Raw genomic sequence first — 23,085 nt, 5'->3', positions numbered from 1 at the left:
CCCTCGGCCTAGTAGGAGAAGGCCATCGGCTTGTCGGCGTCCCGGGAGTCGCCGCCGATCTTGGTGGGCGGATTCAGGTCGTCCTCGGTCAGCTCGGGCGGGCCGGCCTTGACGTACTTGACGAGCAGCTTCACCTCGATGACGGCGAGGATCGCGTACAGGGCGCCGAAGACGGACATCGAGGTGATGACCTCGCCCTGGGAGACACCGGGGGAGACCGCGTCACGGGTCTGCAGGACGCCGTAGACGACCCACGGCTGGCGGCCCATCTCGGTGAAGATCCAGCCCCAGGAGTTGGCGATCAGCGGGAAGGCCAGGGTCCAGATCGCGATGCGCCAGAACCAGGTGGTGAGCTTCGGGCTGAGCGCCTTGTTCTTGAACAGGACCAGGTGCGGCACCTCGTCGTCGCCCACCCTGAGGGCCTGCGGCAGCATGAACTTCTTGCGGGTCAGCCACAGGCCGGCGATGCCGAGGGCGAAGGACGCCATGCCGAAGCCGATCATCCAGCGGAAGCCCCAGAAGGTGACCGGGATGTTGGGCCGGTAGTCACCGGGCCCGAACTTCTGCTGCTCGGCCTTGTTGACGTCATTGATGCCGGGGACGTACGAGCTGAAGTCGTCGTCGGCCAGGAAGGACAGCAGGCCGGGGATCTCGATGGCCACGCTGTTGTGGCCCTTCTCCACGTCGCCGTAGGCGAACACGGAGAACGGGGCCGGCCTCTGCCCGTCCCACAGGGCCTCTGCGGCGGCCATCTTCATCGGCTGCTGCTTGAACATGACCTTGCCGAGGGTGTCGCCGCTGACCGCGGTGAGAAGGCCGGCGATGACGACGGTGATCAGGCCGAGCCGCAGCGAGGTCTTCATCTCGCGGATGTGCTTCTTGCGGGCCAGGTGGTACGCGGCGATGCCGACCATGAAGGCGCCGCCGGTCAGGAAGGCCGCGGAGAGGGTGTGGAAGGCCTGGCTGAGCGCCGTGTTCTGGGTGAGCACCGCCCAGAAGTCGGTCAGCTCCGCCCGGCCCTTCGCCTTGTTGATCCGGTAGCCGACCGGGTGCTGCATCCACGAGTTGGCGGCGAGGATGAAGTACGCCGACAGGATCGTGCCGATCGAGACCATCCAGATGCAGGCCAGGTGGATCTTCTTCGGCAGCTTGTCCCAGCCGAAGATCCACAGGCCGATGAAGGTCGACTCGAAGAAGAAGGCGATCAGGGCCTCGAAGGCGAGGGGCGCGCCGAAGATGTCGCCGACGAAGCGGGAGTAGTCCGACCAGTTCATGCCGAACTGGAACTCCTGCACGATGCCGGTGACGACCCCCATCGCGATGTTGATCAGGAAGAGCTTGCCCCAGAACTTGGTGGCCCTGAGGTACTTCTCCTTCTCCGTGCGCACCCACGCGGTCTGCAACCCGGCCGTGAGCGCGGCGAGAGAGATCGTCAGCGGGACGAACAGGAAGTGGTAGACGGTGGTGATGCCGAACTGCCAGCGCGCCAGGGTCTCCGGCGCCAAAGCCAGGTCCACGTCGTCAGTCTCCTTACCTCGCCGTGGTACGGCTGCCGTTTGCCCCTGTCTGTGACACACAACACGGGAGCAACCGGGACACGCTTGTGAATGCATTCACATTCACAAGCCATTATGACGCACCGATTTTCGACTTTCGGAGGGGGGTCCCCCCTTGACCGCCGAGGCAGACTCTTGGCAGAGAGTTCAACATTGTGTTGAATTGCGCGCCATGCAGACGCACAGCACCACGACTCAGATCCGGATCTCCTGGCCCGCGGGACACCTCACCGCGACCCTCGACGACACCGCCACCACACAGGCCCTCGCCAAGGCCCTGCCTCTCGTCTCCGTCGCCCGCACCTGGGGCGAGGAGGTCTACTTCGACACCGGTGTCTCGGTTTCACGTGAAACCACGGCCCAGCAGGTCGTCGAGCCGGGCACCGTGGCCTTCTGGACGGACGGCGACGCGCTCGCCCTTCCCTACGGGCCGACGCCGATCTCGCGGGGCGACGAGTGCCGCCTGGCCAGCCCGTGCAATGTGATGGGGCGCCTGGACGGGGACGCCCGCACGCTCGCCACGGTGCGCGACGGCGACCCCATCCGCGTGGAACTGATCGAGGGCTGACCCAGCTCATCAGCTGACCCAGCCCTCGACCGACACCGGACAGCTCACCCGAGCCGCGGCCGCACCCGCGGCGCCACCCTTGATCTGTCCGACCAAAGCCCCATGGAGCCTTCGGCTCCCGGAGCCCCACGACTCCTTGCTCCCGGAGTCCTGCGACCCCCTCGGTCCCGGAGTCCTACAGCTCCTTGCGGAAGTTCTCCGCCACCTTCACGAAGATGTCGTTGGCCTCGGCCTCCCCGACCGTGACCCGCACCCCTTCGCCCGCGAAGGGCCGGACGACCACGCCGGCCTGCTCACACGCCTCCGCGAAGGCGAGCGTGCGCTCGCCCAGCCGCAGCCACACGAAGTTGGCCTGGCTCTCGGGCACCGTCCACCCCTGCGCCCGCAGCGCGTCGACCACCCGAGTGCGCTCGCAGACCAGCGAGCCGACCCGGCCGAGCAGCTCGTCCTCCGCCTGCAGCGAGGCGACCGCCGCATCCTGGGCCAGCTGGCTCACGCCGAACGGCACCGCCGTCTTGCGCAGCGCCGCCGCGACCGGCTCATGGGCGATCGCGAAACCGACCCGCAGCCCGGCGAGGCCGTACGCCTTGGAGAAGGTGCGCAGCACGCACACATTCGGCCGCTCCCGGTAGATCTCCACGCCGTCGGGCACCTCGGGGTCGCGGATGAACTCCCGGTACGCCTCGTCCAGCACCACCAGCACATCGCTGGGCACCCGGTCCAGGAAGCGCTCCAGCTCGGCCCGTCGCACCACGGTGCCGGTGGGGTTGTTCGGGTTGCAGACGAAGATCAGCCGGGTCCGGTCGGTGATGGCGTCCGCCATGGCGTCGAGGTCGTGCACATCGCCCTCGGTCAGCGGCACCTGCACCGAGCGCGCCCCGCTGATCTGCGTGATGATCGGGTACGCCTCGAAGGAACGCCAGGCGTAGATCACCTCGTCGCCGGGGCCGGAGGTCGCCTGGATCAGCTGCTGGGCCACGCCGACCGAGCCGGTGCCGGTCGCCACGTGGGAGAGCGGGACCCCGAAGCGCTCGGAGAGCTCGTTCATCAGGCCCGTGCAGGCCATGTCGGGGTAGCGGTTGAACTGGTGGGCAGCGGCCGTGACGCGCTCCATCACGCCGGGCAGCGGCGGATAGGGGTTCTCGTTGGAGGACAGCTTGTAGGCCACCGGGCCGTCCGCCGCGGCGGGCTTGCCCGGCTTGTAGGTGGGAATACCCTCCAGCTCGGCGCGCAGCTTCGGGCTCGTCTCGCTCACCGCAGTCCTCCTCGCGATCACCGGCGGCCCGTCACTGCCGCCGGCTTCCAATACTGCTCACCTTATGAGGATTGGGCCGCGCTGCGAACCGGTCTGCAGGACCTCGTGCGCCATACCTCCGGGCGGAGAGACCTCTACGAACCCGGGGGCATCCAGGGCATCGCCGTACGAAGACACACGAAGGGGCCGGGCGGGCGTACGAGGCGGGGGGCGCGCCGTACATATATCTATGCGCCGGTAGCTCGCGCCGTGGCGCGCATCCCTCGTCAAGGTGAGTTGAGACCTCTTCGAAACATCAGGTGCTTGGCAGGCTTATCCGCGGCGACGCATCGTGTCTTACGGAGAAAACGGTTAACTTCCTTGTTTTCACAGGCACTTGAGGGCTGTACGCCATGCAGAAACGTGCCTGTCAACGGGTGCATATGCGTCCGCACTACCCCACGTCATGAGCCCTACTATCACCTCGCCATGACAGCAGCAGGGAAGCACCAGGTGAGCCGCGCGGAAACCTCACGCCGAGGCAGCCGGCCGGGCCGGGCGGGTATCAGAGACGTGGCCGCCGCCGCCGGAGTCTCCATCACGACCGTCTCCGACGCCCTGAACGGCAAGGGCCGGCTCCCGGACGCGACCCGGCGCCACGTCCGCGAGGTCGCCGACCGGCTGGGCTACCGCCCCTCCGCCGCCGCCCGCACCCTCCGTACCGGCAAGTCGGGCCTCATCGGTCTGACCGTCACCACGTACGGGGATGAACCTTTCACCTTCACCGAGTTCGCGTACTTCGCCGAGATGGCCCGAGCCGCCACCTCCGCGGCGCTCGCCCGGGGCTACGCGCTGGTCATCCTCCCCGCGACCTCCCGCCACGACGTGTGGTCCAACGTCGCACTGGACGGCACGGTCGTCATCGACCCCTCCGACCAGGACCCCGTCGTCACGGAACTGGTCCGGCAGGGATTACCGGTGGTCTCCGACGGCCGCCCCGTCGGGTCCCTGCCCGTCACCGCCTGGGTCGACAACGACCACGAGGCCGCGGTCATGAACATCCTCGACCATCTCGCCGACGCCGGCGCCCGCCGCATCGGCCTGCTGACGGGGACCACGACCGACACGTACACCCATCTGTCGACCACCGCCTATCTGCGCTGGTGCGAGCGGGTCGGCCAGGATCCGGTCTACGAGGCCTACCCGGCGCACGACCCGTGCGCGGGCGCCGTCGCCGCGGACCGCCTCCTCGCCCGGCCCGACCGCCCCGACGCCGTCTACGGCCTGTTCGACCCCAACGGCACCGATCTGCTCGCCGCCGCCCGCCGCTACGGTCTGCGAGTGCCCGAGGACCTGCTGCTCGTGTGCTGCAGCGAGTCCACCGTCTACGCGAGCACCGAGCCGCCCATCACGACCCTGTCGCTCAAGCCCCGCCGTATCGGCACGGCCGTGGTGCAGCTGCTCATCGACGCCATCGAGGGCGTGGAATCGGACCAGCCGGTCGAGCAGGTGATACCGACCGAGCTGATCATCCGGACCTCCTCGCAGCGCCGCCCCCAGCGCACGACGGTCAGCCCGCCGCGCACCCCGGAGGGGGACGGGTAGCCACGGCGCACGCCGGCCTCCGTGGGTGGGTACGCCGCGTGCCCCGGAAGGGCACGGGTGACCCGCCGTGCGCCTCACTCCGGGGGTGGTGAGGCGGGCGTGGCGCCCCCGTGGCGTCGTGGAGGGGAGGGGACCAGGTGGGGAAAGCCCTTCCCAAACGGGGCGAAAGCCGCGGTGAACAGGAGTCTTGTTCCGATTCACCACCCCTGGGTCATCACACGGCACGATCCGCATTCCTATGATGGGCCCACGACACCGCGGGCCGCTGCGACCAGGCAGTCCGAAGCGGTGCAGATGCGGCGCGATGGTGGAGGGGTCGATGACTCAGGGGGCCGGTCAGGGACCCGAGGTGGAGCGGACGGCGACGTTGCGCGACTTCCGCGTGCCGGCGTACGTCCATGAGACCGGTCCGTTCGGCCACGGCGCCCACCCCGGCGAGGCCGTCCACCCCGGCCACCCAGGCGAGGGCGTGCGGCCCGTCGAGGACCCGTTGCAGGTGCCCGAGGGATACACGCCCACCGAGCGCGATCTGCCCGTCATCAACCGCGGTGACACCGTGCAGGTGACCGTCGACCCGGTGGCCACGCCGGCCCCGGCCGCGGCGCAGCCCGGTGCCGGTCCCGGTCCCCTCTTCGTCGTCGGTGACGTGCACGGCTATCTGGACGAGCTGATCGCCGCCCTGCAGGAGAAGGGGCTGATCGACGCGGCGGGCCAGTGGTGCGCCGGCACCGCCCGGCTGTGGTTCCTCGGCGACTTCACCGACCGCGGACCCGACGGCATCGGGGTCATCGACCTGGTCATGCGCCTGTCCGCGGAGGCCGCGGCGGCCGGCGGCTACTGCAAGGCCCTCATGGGCAACCACGAGCTGCTGCTGCTCGGCGCCAAGCGGTTCGGGGACACGCCCGTCAACTCCGGCGCGGGCACCGCCACCTTCCAGGCGGCCTGGCTGCTCAACGGCGGCCAGAAGACCGACATGGACCGTCTTCAGGACCACCACCTGCAGTGGATGGCGCGCCTGGACGCGGTGGAGGAGGTCGACGGTTATCTGCTCGTGCACTCCGACACCACCGCCTACCTCGACTACGGCGACTCGATCGAGGCCGTCAACGACACGGTCCGCGAGACGCTGACCCGTAACGACGCGGACGAGTGCTGGGATCTGTTCCGCAAGTTCACCAAGCGCTTCTCCTTCCGTGACGAGGGCGGCGCCGACGCCGTGCGCTCGCTGCTCGATACGTACGGCGGCACCCGCATCGTTCACGGGCACAGCCCGATTCCGTATCTGCTGGGCGAGGTCGGCTCCGAGGACGGAGAGGACAGCGCCGGTCCGCTCGTCGAGGGCCCGCACGTCTACGCCGACGGGCTCGCCATCGCGATGGACGGCGGTGTGACGATGGCAGGAAAACTGCTGGTCCAGGAACTCCCGCTGGGCGGCTGAGCGTTCACGCGCGCCGCCCAGCGGCCGGTTCTCCCCCGCCGGCCGGCGGCCGGCCCGGACGGGCTCAACACCCCGGGGACGTCGGCAATTTGTGGAAACCCCCTGTCACCGCGAGCCGTCGCCGCTCTACCATCGGCTTATCCGTAGCAGGCTCCCCTCCGTTTCTGCCCGACGGCTCGTCGCCATGCGAGCCCCAAGCCCTACGGAGCATCGGGGGATGCACATGAACAGCGTTCCGCAGCACCTGCTGAGCGAGGACCGTCAGGACTACGAACGGATCCTCGATGAGGCGCTGCGCTCCGCCGCCCACCGTCCCGAACTGTCCGCCGCCGGACAACGGCTCACCCTCGAACAGCTGCGCGCCATGGCGCTCAGCGCCACCTCGCTCATCACCGCCTCGGCCGCCACCGAGTACCAGCACTACGTCAAGGTTCGCGAGGAACTGCGTCAGCCGGCCCCGGCCGCCGCCCCTACGGCCGAGCGCCCCTCCGCGTCCGCCGACCCCGCCCGGACGGGGCTGGCCGCCACCATGGGCGAGATGGCCGAGAGCACCGGCGCGGGCGCCGTCGCCGTGGTCGCCGTCCTCGCCCCCGTCCTGGCCGGCACGGCCGCCGCGATATTCCTGCTCGTGGGGTACGTCCTGAAGATGCTCGACCCCGAGCCGGCCTTCGCCCGGACCATGCTGACCGCCGGATGGGTCTTCGGCGCCCTGACGGCGGCCGCGATCCTCGTCGCCACCGTGGGGTTGCTGCTCACCGCTCTGCGCAACCGCCCCTCACTGGATCCCGGCGCCCACGGTGAACCACCGCAGGAGCTGACCCAGGCCCGCGACGCCTGGCACGAAGCCCTGCTGGAGCGCGGCATCGTGCCGTTCCTGCGCGACGCCCTGGCCGAGCCCGGTACGAGGCCCGCGTATCCCGTGTCCCCGTCGGTGCCGTCCAGCCGCATCCCGCGCCTGGGTTACGACCGGCCGGGATTCACCAGTCCCGACGACGGCCCCGCCGCCGGCCCGCGCCCGAGCTTCACGAGCCCCGACTTCAGCAGCCCGGACTTCGGCGGCCCGGAGCACCAGCCGGAGTGAACCGCCGGCGCACGCCCCACGAACGGCGGGCGCATACCGGGACATCGGCCAGGCCGCACGGGACGGCACAGCGGCTCGATCGCGCTCGGGGACGGCTTCTCGACGCCGGCCGGCGGTCGCTGACCAGCACGTCGCACCATGGCGCCGAACCGGACGAGCGGTACTCCGTGCACGCCGGCACGGAGTACCGCCCGCAGGTCCGCGTCTGCCCGCGTCAGGGCGGGCAGTGGGATAAGCCGCGTACGGGGCCGACCACGAAGGCCGCGTCAGTCCGCGTCAGTCCGCGATCGGCAGATACACGCGGTTGCCCGCTGCCGCGAACTCCCGCGACTTCTCCGCCATTCCGGCCTCGATCTCGGCCTTGCTGCCTCCGTGCTCACGGCGGATGTCCTGCGAGATCTTCATCGAGCAGAACTTCGGACCGCACATCGAGCAGAAGTGGGCCGTCTTGGCCGGTTCCGCCGGCAGGGTCTCGTCGTGGAACTCCCGCGCCGTGTCCGGGTCCAGGGCGAGGTTGAACTGGTCCTCCCACCGGAACTCGAACCGGGCGTCGGACAGCGCGTCGTCCCACTCCTGCGCGCCCGGGTGCCCCTTGGCGAGATCCGCCGCATGGGCGGCGATCTTGTAGGTGATGACACCGGTCTTGACGTCGTCCCGGTTGGGCAGGCCCAGGTGCTCCTTGGGCGTGACGTAGCAGAGCATCGCGGTGCCCCACCAGGCGATCATCGCGGCGCCGATACCGGAGGTGATGTGGTCGTACGCCGGTGCGACGTCGGTGGTCAGCGGACCGAGCGTATAGAACGGAGCTTCATCGCAGATCTCCTGCTGAAGGTCGATGTTCTCCTTGATCTTGTGCATCGGGACGTGTCCCGGGCCCTCGATCATGGTCTGTACGTTGAAACGCTTGGCGATCGTGTTGAGTTCCCCGAGCGTGCGCAGCTCCGCGAACTGCGCCTCGTCGTTGGCGTCCGCGATGGAGCCGGGCCGCAGGCCGTCACCGAGGGAGTACGTCACGTCGTACGCGGCGAGGATCTCGCAGAGTTCCTCGAAGTTCTCGTACAGGAACGACTCCTTGTGGTGCGCCAGACACCACGCGGCCATGATCGAACCGCCGCGCGAGACGATGCCCGTCTTGCGGTTGGCGGTGAGCGGCACGTACGCCAGGCGCACGCCCGCGTGGACCGTCATGTAGTCCACGCCCTGCTCGGCCTGCTCGATGACCGTGTCCTTGTAGATCTCCCAGGTCAGTTCCTCGGCCCTGCCGTCGACCTTCTCCAGCGCCTGGTAGAGCGGCACGGTGCCGATGGGGACGGGGGAGTTGCGCAGCACCCACTCGCGGGTGGTGTGGATGTTGCGTCCCGTGGACAGGTCCATGACCGTGTCGGCGCCCCAGCGGGTCGCCCAGGTCATCTTCTCCACCTCCTCCTCGATGGAGGAGGTCACCGCGGAGTTGCCGATGTTGGCGTTGACCTTCACCAGGAACCGCTTACCGATGATCATCGGCTCGATCTCCGGGTGATTGACGTTGGCCGGCAGCACGGCCCGGCCCGCCGCGATCTCCTCGCGGACCACTTCGGGCGACACGTTCTCCCGAAGGGCCACGAACTCCATCTCGGGCGTGATCTCGCCACGGCGGGCGTACGCGAGCTGCGTGACCGCCTGGCCGTCACGGCCGCGGCGGGGCTGGCGCGGGCGTCCGGGGAAGACCGCGTCGAGGTTGCGCAGCCCACCGCGCGGCGAGGTGTGCTTGATCCCGTCGTCCTCCGGACGGACCGGGCGGCCCGCGTACTCCTCGGTGTCGCCGCGGGCGATGATCCAGTTCTCCCGCAGCGGCGAGAGGCCCCGGCGGACGTCGGTATCCGCCAGCGGATCGGTATACGGGCCGGACGTGTCGTACAGCGTGACCGACTTCCCGTTGGTGAGGTGCACCTGACGGACCGGCACGCGCAGGTCGGGGCGCGAACCCTCGACGTACGCCTTGTGCCAGCCGATGGACTTCCCGGCCTCCTGAGCCGACTCGCTCTGAACGGAGGCAGGCGTGCGTGCGTCCTTGTTGGTCATGAGACCTACTCCCTACGCCGGCATTACCCGGTAACAGGTTCGGCGGTCGACGCAGCGGTCACCGTCTGCCGACATTTCGTGGCGGAACACACTGTGTTCCACGTGAAACATCGCGAAGACGGAGGTCAGCGCCCTCTCAGCCCGGTGCTCCGAGCTCCCGCGTGTGCAAAGGTGCCTCCACGCTAGCGTCAATTCAGGCGCGGTGAACAGGGGGCCCCTCCCGTTCTTGCGATGATCGGTCGGTGACCACCACACACCACCCCCCGTATCCGCCGTCCGAGCCGCCGCGCGGCCAGGGCCCGACCGACCACGGCCAGAACGCCGAGGGCGGGCATGGGCATGCGCCGGGGGCCGAGCACGGGCATGCGCCGGGGGCGGCCGGACACGGACACGGTGCCGCGCATTCAGCGGGAGGAGGGCACGGGCATTCGCACAGTCACGGGCCCGCCGCTCCTGTCTCCCGGCATCTGCGCAAGGTCATCGCGGCGATCCTCATCCCGTTCGCGGTGGCAGTGGTCGTCGGGCTCGGGGTGCTGTGGCCCGGGGGCGCCCCTTCCCACCAGCGCAGCGGTGTCGGCTTCGACCGGCAGACCCAGCAGGCCACGGTCACCCAGGTGGTGGAGGTGAGCTGCAAGTCCGTCAACGCCTCCGGTGGGCCGCCGACCGGTGACACCTCCGCAGGCGCAGGATCCTCGGCGCGGCAACAGGCGAGCGGCGCCTGCAAGAAGGCCACCGTCCGGGTCGACTCCGGCAAGGACAAGGGCCGGACGTTCACCGAGATCGTGCAGCCCGACCAGACGCGGCAGCTGCACCAGGGCGAGAAGGTCGTGGTCGCCTACGAGCCCTCGGCGCCGAGGGACCTGCAGTACTCCGTCACGGACGTCGACCGGCGCTTCCCGATGGCCCTGCTGGCCGGCATCTTCGCGCTCGCCGTCATCGTCGTGGGGCGGATGCGGGGCGTGATGGCGCTCGTCGCACTGGCCATCAGCTTCATGGTGCTGAACTTCTTCATCCTGCCGGCGGTGCTGCAGGGCGAGAATCCGTTGGTGGTCGCCGTCGTGGGCTCCAGCGCGATCATGCTCATCGCCCTGTACCTGTGCCACGGACTGTCGGCCCGGACGTCCGTGGCGGTGCTGGGCACCCTGATCTCCCTGCTGCTGATCGGCGTCCTCGGTTCCCTGTTCATCGGCTGGGCCGCGCTGAGCGGCAACACGGACGACAGCACCGGCCTGATCCATGGCCTGTATCCGTCCATCGACATGAGCGGCCTGCTGCTCGCCGGCGTCATCATCGGATCGCTCGGCGTGCTCGACGACGTGACGGTCACCCAGACCTCCGCCGTCTGGGAGCTGCACGAGGCCAACCCGTCGATGGGCTGGCGCGGGCTGTACCGGGCGGGTATCCGGATCGGCCGCGACCACATCGCGTCCGTCGTCAACACCCTGGTCCTCGCCTACGCCGGCGCCGCGCTGCCTCTGCTGCTGCTCTTCTCCATCGCGCAGAGCAGCGTGGGCACGGTCGCCAACAGCGAGCTGGTCGCGGAGGAGATCGTGCGCACGCTGGTGGGGTCGATCGGCCTGGTCGCCTCGGTGCCGGTCACCACGGCGCTCGCGGCCCTGGTGGTGGCCGCCGACCGGACGGGACCGGCACCGGCCGGCCGGAGCGCCGGCGGTGGCACGGGCGCGGGCACCGGCTCGATCCCGGTGCCCGCGAGCCGCGGCGGCCGGGGACGGCGTCGCAAGCGCTGAGACCCCGGGCGCGGGGCGCCGGGCGTCGGGCGTCGGGTGCGGGGAGCACGCGGGGCGCCGGCATCGCCGTACTGCCGCCGCCGTACCGGTATCGCCGCCGCGCTGCAGAATCGTTCCTGCGACCCCCGCCCCGCAGCGGTGAACCGTTACGCCACCTTGGTGACGCCGCGCGTCAGCCCGCGCTCTGCTCCTCCGCGAGGATGCGGTCGAGCGCCTCCTCCAGATGGGCGTCGAAGTCGGCGAGCGCACCCTCCTGGCCGAGCGGCACCAGCTTGTCGGTGCGGTCCAGGAACGCCACGATCGGCGGTGCCGACGAACGGAACAGCGCGTGGTCACCCCCGACCTGGAGCCGGATCAGCACCTCACCCAGGGTGTCGGCTTCGACCGGTGCGATTCGGACATCGCCCTCTCCGCACGGCCGCCCCACCCCGTCGAGCAGCAGCTCACGACCGAACGCCCAGGTCACCGGCGCGTCCCCGGGAAGGTGGAAGGTCAGCCGTACGGCATAGGGATCACAGGTCTCATAGCGCAGTTCCACCGGGATGCGGAACGAGAGCTCCTCGGAGACGAGAAAGCTCATCATGACCTCTGCCTGTACTGCCTGCACGGACTCGCGCATTCGCCTACCCCGTCACTTGCCGTCGACTGGCTGGGAATGAACCCCTTGACACTGGAGGCATCTTGCTGAACGTGTACGCGAGATCACAAGGAGTAAGTTTTCAGATACTGATAGACAGGGCCAGCGAGCCCAGCAGGCGCCCGATCTCGTCCTGCAATTTCCGCGCCGCGGGCATCAGCCGGTCGGCCTGGTGTACGGGCAGTGAGATCGCCATCGTGGCGGCCGTGGTCCCCACCGTGATCGGCACCGCCGCGCACACCGTCCCCAGGGCGTACTCCTGCCGCTCGATCACCGGCTCCATCCGCCGCATCCGCTCCAGCCGCCGCAGCAGCGCATGGTTGTCACACACCGTGTACGGCGTGACGGCCTGCACCGGGTAGCGGGCCAGGTGGTCGCGGCGGGCGCCTTCGTCCAGCTGGGAGAGCAGGCACTGCCCGATGGCGTGGGCATGCCCGGTCTCACGGAAGTCGGCCCACTCCTGAACCGCCGGGTTGCCGGGTGTGTCCGAGACACACATGACCTCGATCTCGCCCTCGCGGTACATCGCGTAGTACACGGGAACACCGATGGAATCGCGCCACTGCGCGAGGGTGTCCACGATCGTGCTGCGACGTTTCTCCTCCGCGCCGCTGCTGCCCAGCCGTTCGGCCGACTCACCGAGGAAGAACAGGCCTTTCTCCCGGCGGAGATAGCCCTCGTGGACCAGGGTGCGCAGCAGGTGGTAGGCGGTGGGCAGCGCCAGTCCGGTCTCCCGGGCCAGTTGCTTGGCGGGGGCGCCGTAGGGGTGTTCGGCGACGGCTTCCAGCAGACGCATCGCGCGTTGCACGGAGCTGATCAGAGTCGTCGCGGCGGCAGGCTGCCCGGTACGGGCCGCGGGGGCCGGCCGCTGCAGCGGGGGTGCGGTCGCGCGGGGCCGCGTGGGGGGTGCGTGCGGCTCTGCGGATGCGGTGTCAACCGTGGCCAAGGGTCACTCCCGAAGCGCGAGGGGGAGCCCGTGCGGGAAACACGGGTGCGGGGGTGTCCGCCATGCGCGGGGGATCGGCCCCGCGTCGGATTCCGGACTCTAACCGTCCGCCGCCGTGGACAGAATGGCTGTCCGGAAAACTTCCCTCCCCCGAGGGAACCGGTCATTTCCCTTGGCGATCACCGGCCGGGTCGCTACCAGTCGCTGCGCGAGGACGAGCCGGCGGTGAACTTTCGCACGATGTAGATCAGGCCGCCGACCAGGGCCACGAAGACCAGCAGCTTGAAGAGCAGTCCGATCACGAACCCGACGACCGTGGCCAGCACGCTGCCGAACACGACGAGCGCGATGACCGGCACCGCGACCCACTTCACCCACCACGGCAGTCCCGCGACAATCTCTCGCATCGTCTTCGCCCTTTCCTCACCGGCCCGTTGACGGGTGCCGGACCCTTCCGGATGTCCTGCACTCGATGCTAGGGCCGGCGGGGGCACCCGCGGGGGCCTCGCATCCCCGGTCCTCCCCTGACCCGTCCCCTAGGGAACCCCGAGGCCGGTCTCAGCCCTCCGGCGGGGAGAACACGACGAGAACGCGCAGGTCCTCGCTGATGTGGTGGAACTTGTGGGCGACCCCGGCGGGCACGTACACCACGCTGCCGCGTGCCACCTCCGTCGTCTCCAGACCGACGGTGATCGCGGCGCGGCCGCTGACGACGAAGTACACCTCGTCCTGGTTGTGCGGCTTTTGCGGGTCGTGCTCTCCCGCGTTGAGCGCGTACAGGCCGACGGACATGTTCCGCTCACGCAGGAACTGCAGATAGGCGCCTTCGTTGGCGGCGCGTTCCGCCTCGAGTTCGTCCAGCCGGAATGCCTTCATCGCCTTGTTCGCCCTCGCCTCTGCTCCTGGCCGTGTCCGTCTGCCACGATCAGACACATGAAGAATTTCGTAGTCAAGACGATCGCCAACGCGGGCGCCCTGCTGGTCGCCGTATGGCTGCTTGACAAGATCACCCTGACCGGATCGAGCACCGGCAAGAAGGCCGGCACGCTGATCATCGTCGCCCTGGTCTTCGGCCTGGTCAACTTCCTGGTGAAGCCGGTCGTGAAGGTGCTGACCTTCCCCCTGTTCATCCTCACGCTCGGGTTGTTCACCCTGATCGTCAACGCGCTCATGCTGCTGCTGACCTCGTGGGTGTGCGGCAAGCTCGACCTGAGCTTCCATGTCGAGGGCTTCTGGACGGCCGTCCTCGGCGGCCTGATCATCTCGGTCGTGTCCTGGGCCCTGCACGTCGTGCTGCCCGACGAGGACTGAGGCACCATGACCTACCGCGTCTGCTTCGTCTGCACCGGCAACATCTGCCGCTCCCCGATGGCCGAGTCGGTCTTTCGTGCCCGCGTGGAGGAGGCCGGCCTCGGTGGTCTCGTCGAGGTCGACAGCGCCGGCACGGGCGGCTGGCACGAGGGCGACGGAGCAGACCCCCGCACCGTCGCCGTCCTGCGGGATGCCGGGTACGACAGCGCCCATACGGCGCGGCAGTTCCAGCCGTCCTGGTTCGCCCGGCTCGATCTGGTGATCGCCCTGGACGCCGGGCACCTGAAGGCGCTGCGCCGCCTCGCGCCCACCGAGCAGGACGCGGCGAAGGTACGGCTGCTGCGCTCCTACGACCCCGCGGCCGGGGACGACGTGGACGTACCGGACCCCTACTACGGGGGCGTGGAGGGTTTCACGGAGTGCCTTGAGATGGTGGAGGCGGCGAGCGAAGGACTGCTTGCCGCGGTACGGGAGCAGATGGAGGGACGGGCGGCATGAGCGAGGCGGGCGGGAGCCGGGACGACGGCACGCACGGGGTGCGTGAGAGCCGGGGCGACGGCACGCGCGCGGTGCGGGCGGGACTGCCCGAACCGGTCAAGCACGAACCGACGCTGCCGGGGCCGGTCTTCGCGGCCCACTTCCATCTCCCGGGTGATCCCACGGGGCCGTACACCTACGGCCGTGACGAGAATCCCACGTGGACGCTGCTGGAGCGGGCCATCGGCGAGCTGGAGGCGCCCGACGAGGACGGTGTGGAGACGCTCGCCTTCGCGTCCGGGATGGCCGCGATCTCCGCGGTGCTGTTCTCCCAGCTGAGGGCCGGGGGCGCGGTCGTGCTGCCGAACGACGGCTATCAGGCGCTGCCCCTGGTCCGCGCCCAGCTGGAGGCGTTCGGCGTCGAGGTGCGCACCGCGCCGACCGGCGGCGACGCGCAGCTGGACGTGCTCGACGGCGCGCGGCTGCTGTGGATCGAGTCGCCGTCCAACCCCGGCCTCGACGTGTGCGACATCCGTCGGCTGGCCGAGGCGGCACACGCGCGCGGTGCCCTCGTCGCCGTCGACAACACCCTCGCCACACCCCTCGGCCAGCGTCCGCTGGAGCTTGGCGCCGATTTCGCGGTGGCCAGCGGGACGAAGCAGCTCACCGGGCACGGCGACATCCTGCTCGGATACGTCACCGGCCGCGCCGGCGAGGCCATGACCGCCGTGCGGCGCTGGCGCAAGATCGCCGGTGCGATCCCCGGGCCGATGGAGGCCTGGCTGGCGCACCGCTCGCTGGCCACGCTCCAGTTGCGCGCTGACCGGCAGAACGCCACGGCGCTGAAGGTGGCCGAGGCGCTGCGGACGCACCCCGACGTCACCGGGCTGCGGTATCCGGGGCTGCCCGACGACCCGTCGCACAAGGTCGCCGCCCAGCAGATGCGGCGCTTCGGGTGCGTCGTCTCCTTCACGCTGCCCACGCGGACGCGTGCCGACCGTTTCCTGGACGCGCTGCGGCTGGTGGATGACGCCACCAGCTTCGGCGGGGTGCGTTCGACGGCCGAGCGGCGCGGCCGGTGGGGTGGCGACGCGGTGCCGGAGGGCTTCATCCGGCTGTCGGTCGGCGCGGAGGACCCCGAGGACCTGGTCGCCGATCTGCTGCGCGCCCTCGAGGAGTCGGCCGGCTGACCTGCTCGCGGACGCCGCACCAGGTGTCCGGCTCCCCGCGACGGACGGTCCGAGCCTCCCCCCTCGTGGCTCGGACCGTCCGCGGTTCCTCAGTCCAAGAACCGCGCGAACCAGGCTAGTTGACTCCCTGTCAGTGTCCAATCACGGTAGCGACAGAGACCTATCGACATATTTATAGTGGTGGCGCGGCCGGGAACCCCGAACAGGCGGCGAGAAGGGGAGGGCACGCCATGGATCTGGCCTTGCTGCGCACCTTCGTGACCGTGCACCGCGCCGGGTCCTTCACCCGGGCGGCTGCCCTGCTCGGCCTGTCGCAGCCGGCCGTGACCTCGCAGATCCGCACCCTGGAGCGACAGCTGGGCCGTCCCTTGTTCCTGCGTCAGGCGCGCGGGGTGACCCCGACGACCATCGGTGACGAACTGGCCCACAAGGCCGCTCCGCATCTGGACGCCCTGGTGGAGATCGCCGAGACAGGGGTCGACGAGGAGACATCGTTACGCAGCCTGCATCTGGCCGGGCCACCGGAGTTCATCGCGGAGCGGGCCCTGCCGGCACTGACGGAACTGACCGGAGCCGACGGACAGGGGCTGGCTCTGCGGGCATCCTTCGGCACCGCCGAGGAGACCCTGGAAGGGCTGGCGGCGGGCCATCACGATCTGGCCATCAGCACCACCCGGCCCCGCGGCACCCTGCTCACCGCCACCCCGCTGTGCGACGAGGAGCACGTCCTGGTGGCCGCTCCGCACCGGGCCGGACAGGTCCACCGCGACGAGCTGCGCCACGCGGACGCACGGGCCCTGGACAGCCTCCCCGTCGTGGAGGTCCACGAGTCGCTCCCGTTCGTCTCCCGCTACTGGGCCTCCGTCTTCGACTCCCGGCCCGCACCCTCCGGCGCGGTCATCGTCCCCGACCTGCGCGCGGTCCTCACCTGTACGGCGGCGGGGGCCGGGCTCGCCGTTCTGCCCCGCTATCTGTGCGCGGGTCCCCTGGAGCGCGGGGAGATCGTGGCGCTGCACCATCCGCCGGTGCCTCCGCTGCGGACCTACTTCCTCGCGGCGCGTACGGGCACGCTGGCCATGCCGCACATCGCGCGGGCCCACGAGCGGCTTCAACGGGCCGCGGCCGACTGGAGCTGACTCTCCCCGATACATCACCGTGCGAGTTCGCTTGATGACGTTTCGCGATGTTTCACGTGAAACCGGCGGGGATGTTTCATGCGGAACGCGCCGGGCCACATTTCTCCCATGACCGTCCGACCCGTGGTCAAGCGCACCGCCCGCGCCGTCCTCCTGGACGGTGACGACCTCATCCTGATCAAGCGCACGAAGCCTGGCGTGGACCCCTACTGGGTGACGCCCGGCGGCGGGGTGGAGCCCGAGGACCCGACCGTCGTCGATGCTCTGCACCGCGAGGTGCACGAGGAGCTCGGCGCCAAGATCACCGACGTGGTGCCCTGCTTCGTGGACACCGTGGAGCACATGGGCGAGGACGGTGGTGCGACCGGTGTGAAGGTGCAGCACTTCTTCGTCTGCCGCCTGGAATCCATGGACCTCTCCCAGCGGCACGGCCCCGAGGTGGACGAGCCCGCCGGCGAGTACGAAATCGTCCGGGTGCCGTTCACCCGCGTCGGTATTGCCTCCGTGCACCTCGTTCCGCTGTCGCTACGGCACTACCTGGACGGAAACATCGAGGGCGTTCGCGCCATGCACGCGCCCGACCTGGGTTGACGGGTCCTGCCGCCTGTTTCACGTGAAACGTCGCGCGGCTGTCCCTGATCTGTCCGCCGGACCACAACATGGCCAAAAGCACGTACGTGTGCCGTGAAACAGGTGGACGCAGGTGCCTGCCGTCGGACAGCCTGACCTGCGTGCCGACTGTTTCCCTCGCCGCTCTGCCCATCCGCCGTCTGACGCTTCGCGATCTCACCGCCTGCGCTGACCTGTCCGAGAACCGCGGCTGGCCGCGGGAGGAACACAAGTGGGGATTCCTCCTCACCGCGGGGACGGGGTACGGCATCGATGACCCCGACGGCGGCCTCGTCAGCGCCTGTGTCGTCACCGAGTACGGACCACGCGAGCGTCCCGTTCTCGGTGCCGTCGGAATGGTGCTGGTCGCCGCACGCCACGCCCGGCAGGGCATCGGCCGCCGGATGATGCGCCATGTCCTCGCGGAGATGGGCACGACACCGCTCACCCTGCACGCCACACCGAACGGCCGCCCGCTCTACGAGGAGCTGGGCTTCAAGACCACCAGCCGGGCGGAAATGGTGGTCGGGCGCCTGACTCCGGACGTCACGGTGAGCACCGTGGCTACCCGGGCGGCCACGGCCGAGGACCTGCCGGCCCTCCTCCGTCTCGACGAGGAGGTGTTCGGTGCCGATCGCACGCCCATCCTGACGCGGCTGCCCGCCTTCGCCGACCAGCTGCGCGTCGCGGAGGAAGGCGGCCGGATCACCGGCTACGCCGCTGCGTGGCCCAACATGAACACCCATGTCGTGGGCCCGCTCATCGCTCAGGACACCGCGACGGCGAAGGCGCTGATGACCTCCCTCGCCGCGGGCACCGACCGTCCGCTGCGCACGGACATCGACGTCCGGCACGAGGAGCTGCTGTCCTGGGCCAAGCAGCACGGCATGGCCTCCGTCGCCTTCAACTCCGTCATGACCCATGGCATCACCGAACTGCCGGGTGACTGGAGCCGGCGGTTCGCCCCGGTGACGGTGGCAGCGGGCTGAACCACGCGGTCAGCGTCAGCGCACGACAACGCCGGTCCCCGTGGGGACCGGCGTTGTGCTGTGCGGTGCTGTCGCTCAGGCAAGCGCCTCGACGGCCGCGGTGGCGAAGGCGTGGTCCTGCTCGGGCGCGCCGCCACCGACGCCGATCGCGCCGATCAGACGCCCGTCGCGGTGAACGGGCAGGCCACCCGCGATGAACAGCAGCGGCCGGTCGAGGGCGGTGGGCAGGGTGTGGAAGAGGCTGCCGGGCTGGACGGCGTCCACCAGATCGGCGGTCGGGGCGTCGAGCTGGAGCGCGGTGTAGGCCTTGCGAGTGCTGGTCTCCCCCGAGATCAGTACGGCCCTGTCGTCCCGCCGGAAGGCGAGGAGATGGCCGCCGGCGTCCAGCACGCTGACGCTCACGGTCACGCCGGCCGTCTCGGCGGCCCGGCGGGCGGCGGCGACGAGGATCTCGGCGTCCTGGGTGGTCAGCGGGGTCACAGCGGTGGTGGTGCTCACAGGGGGTCTCCTTGGTGAAGCGTTGTGCGGTGGTGCGAGAGAGCGGGGTGCGAGAGAGCGGGGGTGCCGCTCCGGTGACGCCCGAGGGCGTTTCTCCATGGGCGGGTCCTGCCGGCGCCGGGACGGCCCTGGCCCGGTGCCGGTGAGCCCGCGGAGGTCAGTGGTGGACGACGGCGCGCTGCTCGACGGCCGACGAGCCGGCGACCACGGTGCTGGGCGCTTCGGCCCGGCGCTCGAGGGCGGCCGACAGCACGGCCAGGACGAGGGCGCCCGCGGCGAGGACGGCTCCCACCCAGTTGGGGGCGGTGTAGCCGAACCCGGCCGAGATGACGAGTCCGCCGAGCCAGGCCGACAGGGCGTTGCCGAGGTTGAAGGCGCCGATGTTCACGGCGGAGGCCAGTGTGGGGGCGCCATGGGCCTGGTCGAGGACGCGCTTCTGCAGCGGCGGGACGGTGGCGAAGCCCAGCGCGCCGATCAGGGCGATGGTGACGGCTGCGAGGATCTTGTTGTGCGCGGTGAGCGTGAAGAGCGTCAGGACGACGGCCAGGGCGCCCAGGGAGACGTACAGCATGGGCATCAGGGCGCGGTCGGCGAACTTGCCGCCCACGAGGTTGCCGCCGACCATGCCGAGACCGAAGAGCACCAGCAGCCAGGTCACGGAGCCGTCCGCGAACCCGGTGACGTGCGTCATCATCGGCGCGATGTAGGTGATGGCCGCGAAGACGCCGCCGAAGCCGAGGACGGTCATCGCCATCGCGAGCAGGACCTGGACGTTCTTGAACGCGGCCAGCTCGTGACGCAGGTGCACACCCTCCGGCTTGGGCATGTCGGGGACGAGCTTGGCGATACCGAGCAGGCCGACGACACCGAGGGCGGCGACGATGCCGAAGGTGACGCGCCAGCCGATGTGCTGGCCGACCAGGGTGCCGAGCGGCACGCCGACGACGTTGGCGACGGTCAGGCCGGTGAACATCATCGCGATGGCGCCGGCCTTCTTGTCGGGGGCGACCAGCTCGGCGGCGACCACCGAACCGATGCCGAAGAAGGCGCCGTGGGCGAGTGAGGCGACCACACGGCCGATGAGCATGATCCCGAAGGCGGGGGCGAGGGCGGAGAGCAGGTTGCCGGCTATGAAGAGGGCCATCAGCAGCATCAGCATCCGCTTGCGGGGGATCTTGGTGCCGAGGACCGTCATCAGCGGGGCGCCGAACATGACACCGAGCGCGTAGCCGGTGACCAGGAAGCCGGCCGTCGGGATGGAGACCCCGAAGTCGCCCGCGACCTCGGGCAGCAAGCCCATGATCACGAACTCGGTCGTTCCGATTCCGAAGGCCCCGATCGCGAGGGCCAAGAGCGCGAGAGGCATGGAGGGGTACACCTTCCGAGACGATTGCATGTGCGCTTTGCGTGCGTCCACAATAGTTGCAGACGCGGGATAATTGCAAACGCGCTCTATTGCACGGGTGCCCTATCCTGGAGAGAGCCGCTCCGGGACGGAGGAAGAACACCGATGACAGCGACCGACCCCGCGCTCACCGCTCTCGCTCAGGGCTGGTGCGCACTCTCCCTGCTGCACGGGAGGATCGAGACGCACATCGAGCGCGCCCTGCAGGCTCGCCACGAGCTGAGCGTGCGCGAGTACTCGCTGCTCGACGTGCTCAGCCGGCAGCACGACGGAGACGGCGGACATCTGCAGATGAAGCAGGTCGCCGACGCGGTCGTCCTCAGCCAGAGCGCCACCACCCGCCTGGTGACCCGGCTCGAGGATCGCGGTCTGCTCGAGCGTTATCTGTGCCCGACCGACCGTCGCGGCATCTACACCAACGTCACCGAGGCCGGTCTGAAGCTCCTGGAAGAGGCACGGCCCACCAACGACGCCGCGCTGCGCGAGGCCCTCGACGAGGCGGCGAAGACCCCGGAGCTGGGGCCTCTGGTGCACGTCGTGGAAACCCTGAAGGCCCCGCTGCCCGCCTGAGGAGCGGGCCATAGGGTGCGGGCATGGGAGATCTTGAGATACGGGCCGCCGGCCCCGACGACGTCCCGGCCATCGTGGCCATGCTCGCGGACGACCCGCTGGGTGCCCAGCGCGAGTCCCCCGACGACCTCACGCCGTACCTCAGCGCGTTCGAGAACATCGCCGCGGACCCGAACCAGCATCTGGTCGTCGCCGTACGCGAGGGGCGCGTCGTCGGCACCCTGCAACTGACGCTGATTCCCGGCCTGTCCCGACGAGGGGCCACCCGGTCGATCATCGAAGCGGTGCGGATCCACGCCGACGAGCGCGGCAGCGGGCTGGGCACGCGGCTCATCGAGTGGGCGGTGGAGGAGTCCCGGCGCCTGGACTGTCGGCTGGTGCAGCTGACCTCGGACAAGACCCGGACCGACGCCCACCGCTTCTACGAGCGGCTGGGGTTCGAGGGCTCACACCTCGGCTTCAAGCTGCCGCTGTGACCTACACGGCGTGAGCCGACGCTGCATGGCACCGATACGGCGGGTGCCGACGAGGTGAGATCGACGCGGCTTGGGGGCCGTTCCACGCGTGTTTCACGTGAAACAGCCCCCGCTCCCTCGCCCCTTCCGCCCACGCACACCCGCCCGCAGTGACGCGGCGTCAGCCGATGCCCCGCCACCCCTGCGGGTCGACTCCTCCCGGCACCGACGCGCTGTCGTCGTACGGCTGCCGCGTGAAGGCGAACGAGCCGAGGTCGAGGTGGTCGACGGAGCCGTCCGGCCGCCGCACCGCCCGCAGGACCTCGCCGGCGTAGTAGCCCTCCAGCCCGGTCCAGGTGCCGTCACCGTTCGGCCGGAAGCGTGAGCGCCGGCCGTTGCCTGTCAGAGGCTCCAGCGACGCCAGCCCATCGGCCGTCAGTCGCAAGGCGAACCCGTGCGTACCCCAGTACCAGGGACCGGTCAGGTCCAGCGGCACCGGGTCGGCCTCCCGCAGCGGTCGCCAGGGCTCGGGGATGCGCGGTTCCGCCTCGGCGACGATCCCCACGAGATCCGCGGTCACAGCGGCCACGAGCGGACCCGAGGTGCAGTTGGCGAGCACGACCGCGGCGACATCGTCGTCCACGCTGAACTGGAGGCCGGCCAGGAACCCCGGAAGCGATCCGGAGTGCCCGGTCAGCAGCCGCCCCCGGTGGTGCCGGATCTCCAGGCCGAGTCCGTAGGCGTAGCCGTCCGCCACGTTCGCCGCCTCGGACGGGGCCGCGGGAGTCCGCATCTCGCGCAGGGAAGGGGCACCGAGGACCCGGTCGTCGCCCTTGGCCAGGAAAGCGGCGAAGCGCGCCAGGTCCCCCGTGGTGGACCACAACTGTCCCGCCGGGGCCATCCGTCCCAGGTCCTCCACCGGTTCGGGCAGCATGACGTCCGCCCAGGGGTGCACGGCCCAGCCTCCGGCGTGCGGTGCACTGGGACGTACATCCGTGCGGCGAAGGTCCAGAGGTTCGAGCACTTCGCGTCGCAGCACGTCCTCCCATGCCTCCCCTCGCACCTGCTCGACGAGGGCTCCGAGCAGGGTGAATCCGGGATTGGAGTAGTGGAACCGCTGTCCGGCCGGATGCCGGAAGGGCTGCTCCCCCAGAACGTCGGCGAGTTGCGGTCGCAGCGACCCCGGGGTGCGCTCCCACCACGGCGCCGGTGACTCGGCCGCCAGCCCGCCGGTGTGCGCGAGCAGATCACGGATCGTCACCTCGCCCGCACCTGTGCCGGGCAGGTGCTTCTCCAGCGGGTCACCGAGGTCGAGCAGCCCCTCGTCCCGCAGGCGCAGCACCAGAACGGCCGTGAAGGTCTTGGTGATCGATCCGATCCTGTACTGCACGTTCTCGTCGGGCCCATGACCGTCCACCGAGGTACGCGCACCGTGCCAGACGGTACGTCCGCCGCGGACGACGGCCGCGACGAGCGAGGGGGCCCTGCCGTCCGCCTGGGCCACGGCGATCCGGTGCAGCAGGGCTCGCCGGGTGGCGGGCAGCAACTCTTCCTGAGATGTCGTCATGGGC

The 23,085-nt window shown here is 70.0% G+C and carries 23 protein-coding genes; 13 read left to right on the top strand and 10 right to left on the bottom strand.

Going from position 1 to position 23,085, the window contains the following annotated elements; all coding sequences use genetic code 11:
* Positions 1–8: 8 nt before the first annotated feature.
* Entirely contained in the window at positions 9–1,517 is a 1,509-nt protein-coding gene (locus ACZ64A_RS31695; RefSeq protein WP_469815300.1) for a cytochrome ubiquinol oxidase subunit I, read from the bottom strand.
* Between the two features lie 211 nt (positions 1,518–1,728).
* Here ACZ64A_RS31695 and ACZ64A_RS31690 point away from each other — a divergent pair, with 211 nt between their 5' ends.
* Positions 1,729–2,124, top strand: a complete 396-nt coding sequence (locus ACZ64A_RS31690; RefSeq protein WP_469815298.1) for a cyclophilin-like fold protein — start codon at positions 1,729–1,731, stop codon at positions 2,122–2,124.
* A gap of 175 nt (positions 2,125–2,299) precedes the next feature.
* Here the strand turns inward: ACZ64A_RS31690 and hisC are convergent, their stop codons facing one another.
* Positions 2,300–3,379, bottom strand: coding sequence for a histidinol-phosphate transaminase (gene hisC, locus ACZ64A_RS31685; protein WP_469815296.1), 1,080 nt, complete (start codon positions 3,377–3,379; stop codon positions 2,300–2,302).
* Positions 3,380–3,847: 468 nt separating this feature from the next.
* On the opposite strand from hisC, the gene ACZ64A_RS31680 reads away from it, so the two are divergent.
* The 3 genes from ACZ64A_RS31680 (at position 3,848) to ACZ64A_RS31670 (ending at position 7,482) form a co-directional block, all read left to right on the top strand.
* The gene (locus ACZ64A_RS31680) at positions 3,848–4,963 is read left to right on the top strand and encodes a LacI family DNA-binding transcriptional regulator (protein ID WP_469815294.1); all 1,116 of its coding nucleotides are present in this window, start codon (positions 3,848–3,850) and stop codon (positions 4,961–4,963) included.
* 304 nt (positions 4,964–5,267) lie between these two features.
* Positions 5,268–6,401: a metallophosphoesterase gene (locus tag ACZ64A_RS31675; RefSeq protein ID WP_469815292.1), complete on the top strand. Its 1,134-nt coding sequence runs from the start codon at positions 5,268–5,270 to the stop codon at positions 6,399–6,401.
* Positions 6,402–6,618: 217 nt separating this feature from the next.
* On the top strand, positions 6,619–7,482 hold the full coding sequence (locus tag ACZ64A_RS31670; protein WP_469815291.1) for a hypothetical protein: 864 nt from the start codon (positions 6,619–6,621) through the stop codon (positions 7,480–7,482).
* A 276-nt stretch (positions 7,483–7,758) separates the two neighbouring features.
* Here the strand turns inward: ACZ64A_RS31670 and thiC are convergent, their stop codons facing one another.
* Positions 7,759–9,543 (bottom strand): phosphomethylpyrimidine synthase ThiC, encoded by a 1,785-nt coding sequence (gene thiC, locus ACZ64A_RS31665; protein WP_469815289.1) that lies wholly within the window; start codon positions 9,541–9,543, stop codon positions 7,759–7,761.
* 242 nt (positions 9,544–9,785) lie between these two features.
* On the opposite strand from thiC, the gene ACZ64A_RS31660 reads away from it, so the two are divergent.
* Positions 9,786–11,291, top strand: coding sequence for a YibE/F family protein (locus tag ACZ64A_RS31660; protein WP_469815288.1), 1,506 nt, complete (start codon positions 9,786–9,788; stop codon positions 11,289–11,291).
* Between the two features lie 172 nt (positions 11,292–11,463).
* Here ACZ64A_RS31660 and ACZ64A_RS31655 read toward each other — a convergent pair whose 3' ends face one another.
* The 4 genes from ACZ64A_RS31655 to ACZ64A_RS31640 form a co-directional block, all read right to left on the bottom strand.
* Positions 11,464–11,910, bottom strand: a complete 447-nt coding sequence (locus ACZ64A_RS31655; RefSeq protein ID WP_469815286.1) for an SsgA family sporulation/cell division regulator — start codon at positions 11,908–11,910, stop codon at positions 11,464–11,466.
* 100 nt (positions 11,911–12,010) lie between these two features.
* Positions 12,011–12,736 carry an IclR family transcriptional regulator gene (locus ACZ64A_RS31650; RefSeq protein WP_469815285.1) on the bottom strand — a complete coding sequence of 242 codons (726 nt, stop codon included), beginning with the start codon at positions 12,734–12,736 and terminating at the stop codon, positions 12,011–12,013.
* A gap of 332 nt (positions 12,737–13,068) precedes the next feature.
* Positions 13,069–13,281, bottom strand: a complete 213-nt coding sequence (locus ACZ64A_RS31645) for a DUF5326 family protein (RefSeq protein ID WP_361630335.1) — start codon at positions 13,279–13,281, stop codon at positions 13,069–13,071.
* Positions 13,282–13,432: 151 nt separating this feature from the next.
* Positions 13,433–13,750: a cupin domain-containing protein gene (locus ACZ64A_RS31640; protein WP_361630332.1), complete on the bottom strand. Its 318-nt coding sequence runs from the start codon at positions 13,748–13,750 to the stop codon at positions 13,433–13,435.
* 57 nt (positions 13,751–13,807) lie between these two features.
* Between ACZ64A_RS31640 and ACZ64A_RS31635 the strand changes: the two genes are divergently transcribed.
* From ACZ64A_RS31635 to ACZ64A_RS31610, 6 genes are all read left to right on the top strand, one after another.
* Positions 13,808–14,185, top strand: coding sequence for a phage holin family protein (locus ACZ64A_RS31635; RefSeq protein WP_469815282.1), 378 nt, complete (start codon positions 13,808–13,810; stop codon positions 14,183–14,185).
* 6 nt (positions 14,186–14,191) lie between these two features.
* Positions 14,192–14,683 carry a low molecular weight protein-tyrosine-phosphatase gene (locus tag ACZ64A_RS31630; protein WP_469815280.1) on the top strand — a complete coding sequence of 164 codons (492 nt, stop codon included), beginning with the start codon at positions 14,192–14,194 and terminating at the stop codon, positions 14,681–14,683.
* The gene (locus ACZ64A_RS31625) at positions 14,680–15,852 is read left to right on the top strand and encodes a cystathionine gamma-lyase (protein ID WP_469815278.1); all 1,173 of its coding nucleotides are present in this window, start codon (positions 14,680–14,682) and stop codon (positions 15,850–15,852) included. The genes ACZ64A_RS31630 and ACZ64A_RS31625 overlap by 4 nt, the downstream gene beginning before the upstream one ends.
* Before the next feature lie 230 nt (positions 15,853–16,082).
* A complete protein-coding gene (locus ACZ64A_RS31620; RefSeq protein WP_469815276.1) occupies positions 16,083–16,988 on the top strand; it encodes a LysR family transcriptional regulator in 906 nt (301 codons plus the stop codon).
* 108 nt (positions 16,989–17,096) lie between these two features.
* Positions 17,097–17,579 carry an NUDIX domain-containing protein gene (locus ACZ64A_RS31615; protein ID WP_469815274.1) on the top strand — a complete coding sequence of 161 codons (483 nt, stop codon included), beginning with the start codon at positions 17,097–17,099 and terminating at the stop codon, positions 17,577–17,579.
* 140 nt (positions 17,580–17,719) lie between these two features.
* Positions 17,720–18,586 carry a GNAT family N-acetyltransferase gene (locus ACZ64A_RS31610; protein WP_469815272.1) on the top strand — a complete coding sequence of 289 codons (867 nt, stop codon included), beginning with the start codon at positions 17,720–17,722 and terminating at the stop codon, positions 18,584–18,586.
* Positions 18,587–18,661: 75 nt separating this feature from the next.
* On the opposite strand, the gene ACZ64A_RS31605 is transcribed toward ACZ64A_RS31610, so the two are convergent.
* The gene (locus ACZ64A_RS31605; RefSeq protein WP_469815270.1) at positions 18,662–19,084 is read right to left on the bottom strand and encodes a GlcG/HbpS family heme-binding protein; all 423 of its coding nucleotides are present in this window, start codon (positions 19,082–19,084) and stop codon (positions 18,662–18,664) included.
* A gap of 157 nt (positions 19,085–19,241) precedes the next feature.
* The gene (locus ACZ64A_RS31600) at positions 19,242–20,450 is read right to left on the bottom strand and encodes an MFS transporter (protein WP_469815268.1); all 1,209 of its coding nucleotides are present in this window, start codon (positions 20,448–20,450) and stop codon (positions 19,242–19,244) included.
* Positions 20,451–20,594: 144 nt separating this feature from the next.
* On the opposite strand from ACZ64A_RS31600, the gene ACZ64A_RS31595 reads away from it, so the two are divergent.
* Positions 20,595–21,059, top strand: a complete 465-nt coding sequence (locus tag ACZ64A_RS31595; RefSeq protein ID WP_469815266.1) for a MarR family winged helix-turn-helix transcriptional regulator — start codon at positions 20,595–20,597, stop codon at positions 21,057–21,059.
* 23 nt (positions 21,060–21,082) lie between these two features.
* Positions 21,083–21,535, top strand: a complete 453-nt coding sequence (locus ACZ64A_RS31590) for a GNAT family N-acetyltransferase (protein WP_469815265.1) — start codon at positions 21,083–21,085, stop codon at positions 21,533–21,535.
* 160 nt (positions 21,536–21,695) lie between these two features.
* Here the strand turns inward: ACZ64A_RS31590 and ACZ64A_RS31585 are convergent, their stop codons facing one another.
* Positions 21,696–23,081: a serine hydrolase domain-containing protein gene (locus ACZ64A_RS31585; protein ID WP_469815263.1), complete on the bottom strand. Its 1,386-nt coding sequence runs from the start codon at positions 23,079–23,081 to the stop codon at positions 21,696–21,698.
* Positions 23,082–23,085: the final 4 nt, after the last annotated feature.

This window comes from Streptomyces sp. NPDC104814, assembly GCF_055583185.1.
The sequence above is the reverse complement of the archived record's forward strand: the minus strand, read 5'-3'. Positions and strand labels throughout refer to the sequence as shown.

Bases quoted from the DNA above. Each gene is read 5' to 3' on its own strand.
- ACZ64A_RS31690 (WP_469815298.1), top strand. From the start codon at position 1,729: ATGCAGACGCACAGCACCACGACTCAGATCCGGATCTCCTGGCCCGCG.
- ACZ64A_RS31680 (WP_469815294.1), top strand. From the start codon at position 3,848: ATGACAGCAGCAGGGAAGCACCAGGTGAGCCGCGCGGAAACCTCACGC.
- ACZ64A_RS31675 (WP_469815292.1), top strand. From the start codon at position 5,268: ATGGTGGAGGGGTCGATGACTCAGGGGGCCGGTCAGGGACCCGAGGTG.
- ACZ64A_RS31670 (WP_469815291.1), top strand. From the start codon at position 6,619: ATGCACATGAACAGCGTTCCGCAGCACCTGCTGAGCGAGGACCGTCAG.
- thiC (WP_469815289.1), bottom strand. From the start codon at position 9,543: ATGACCAACAAGGACGCACGCACGCCTGCCTCCGTTCAGAGCGAGTCG.
- ACZ64A_RS31655 (WP_469815286.1), bottom strand. From the start codon at position 11,910: ATGCGCGAGTCCGTGCAGGCAGTACAGGCAGAGGTCATGATGAGCTTT.
- ACZ64A_RS31645 (WP_361630335.1), bottom strand. From the start codon at position 13,281: ATGCGAGAGATTGTCGCGGGACTGCCGTGGTGGGTGAAGTGGGTCGCG.
- ACZ64A_RS31640 (WP_361630332.1), bottom strand. From the start codon at position 13,750: ATGAAGGCATTCCGGCTGGACGAACTCGAGGCGGAACGCGCCGCCAAC.
- ACZ64A_RS31635 (WP_469815282.1), top strand. From the start codon at position 13,808: ATGAAGAATTTCGTAGTCAAGACGATCGCCAACGCGGGCGCCCTGCTG.
- ACZ64A_RS31630 (WP_469815280.1), top strand. From the start codon at position 14,192: ATGACCTACCGCGTCTGCTTCGTCTGCACCGGCAACATCTGCCGCTCC.
- ACZ64A_RS31625 (WP_469815278.1), top strand. From the start codon at position 14,680: ATGAGCGAGGCGGGCGGGAGCCGGGACGACGGCACGCACGGGGTGCGT.
- ACZ64A_RS31620 (WP_469815276.1), top strand. From the start codon at position 16,083: ATGGATCTGGCCTTGCTGCGCACCTTCGTGACCGTGCACCGCGCCGGG.
- ACZ64A_RS31615 (WP_469815274.1), top strand. From the start codon at position 17,097: ATGACCGTCCGACCCGTGGTCAAGCGCACCGCCCGCGCCGTCCTCCTG.
- ACZ64A_RS31600 (WP_469815268.1), bottom strand. From the start codon at position 20,450: ATGCCTCTCGCGCTCTTGGCCCTCGCGATCGGGGCCTTCGGAATCGGA.
- ACZ64A_RS31595 (WP_469815266.1), top strand. From the start codon at position 20,595: ATGACAGCGACCGACCCCGCGCTCACCGCTCTCGCTCAGGGCTGGTGC.
- ACZ64A_RS31590 (WP_469815265.1), top strand. From the start codon at position 21,083: ATGGGAGATCTTGAGATACGGGCCGCCGGCCCCGACGACGTCCCGGCC.
- ACZ64A_RS31585 (WP_469815263.1), bottom strand. From the start codon at position 23,081: ATGACGACATCTCAGGAAGAGTTGCTGCCCGCCACCCGGCGAGCCCTG.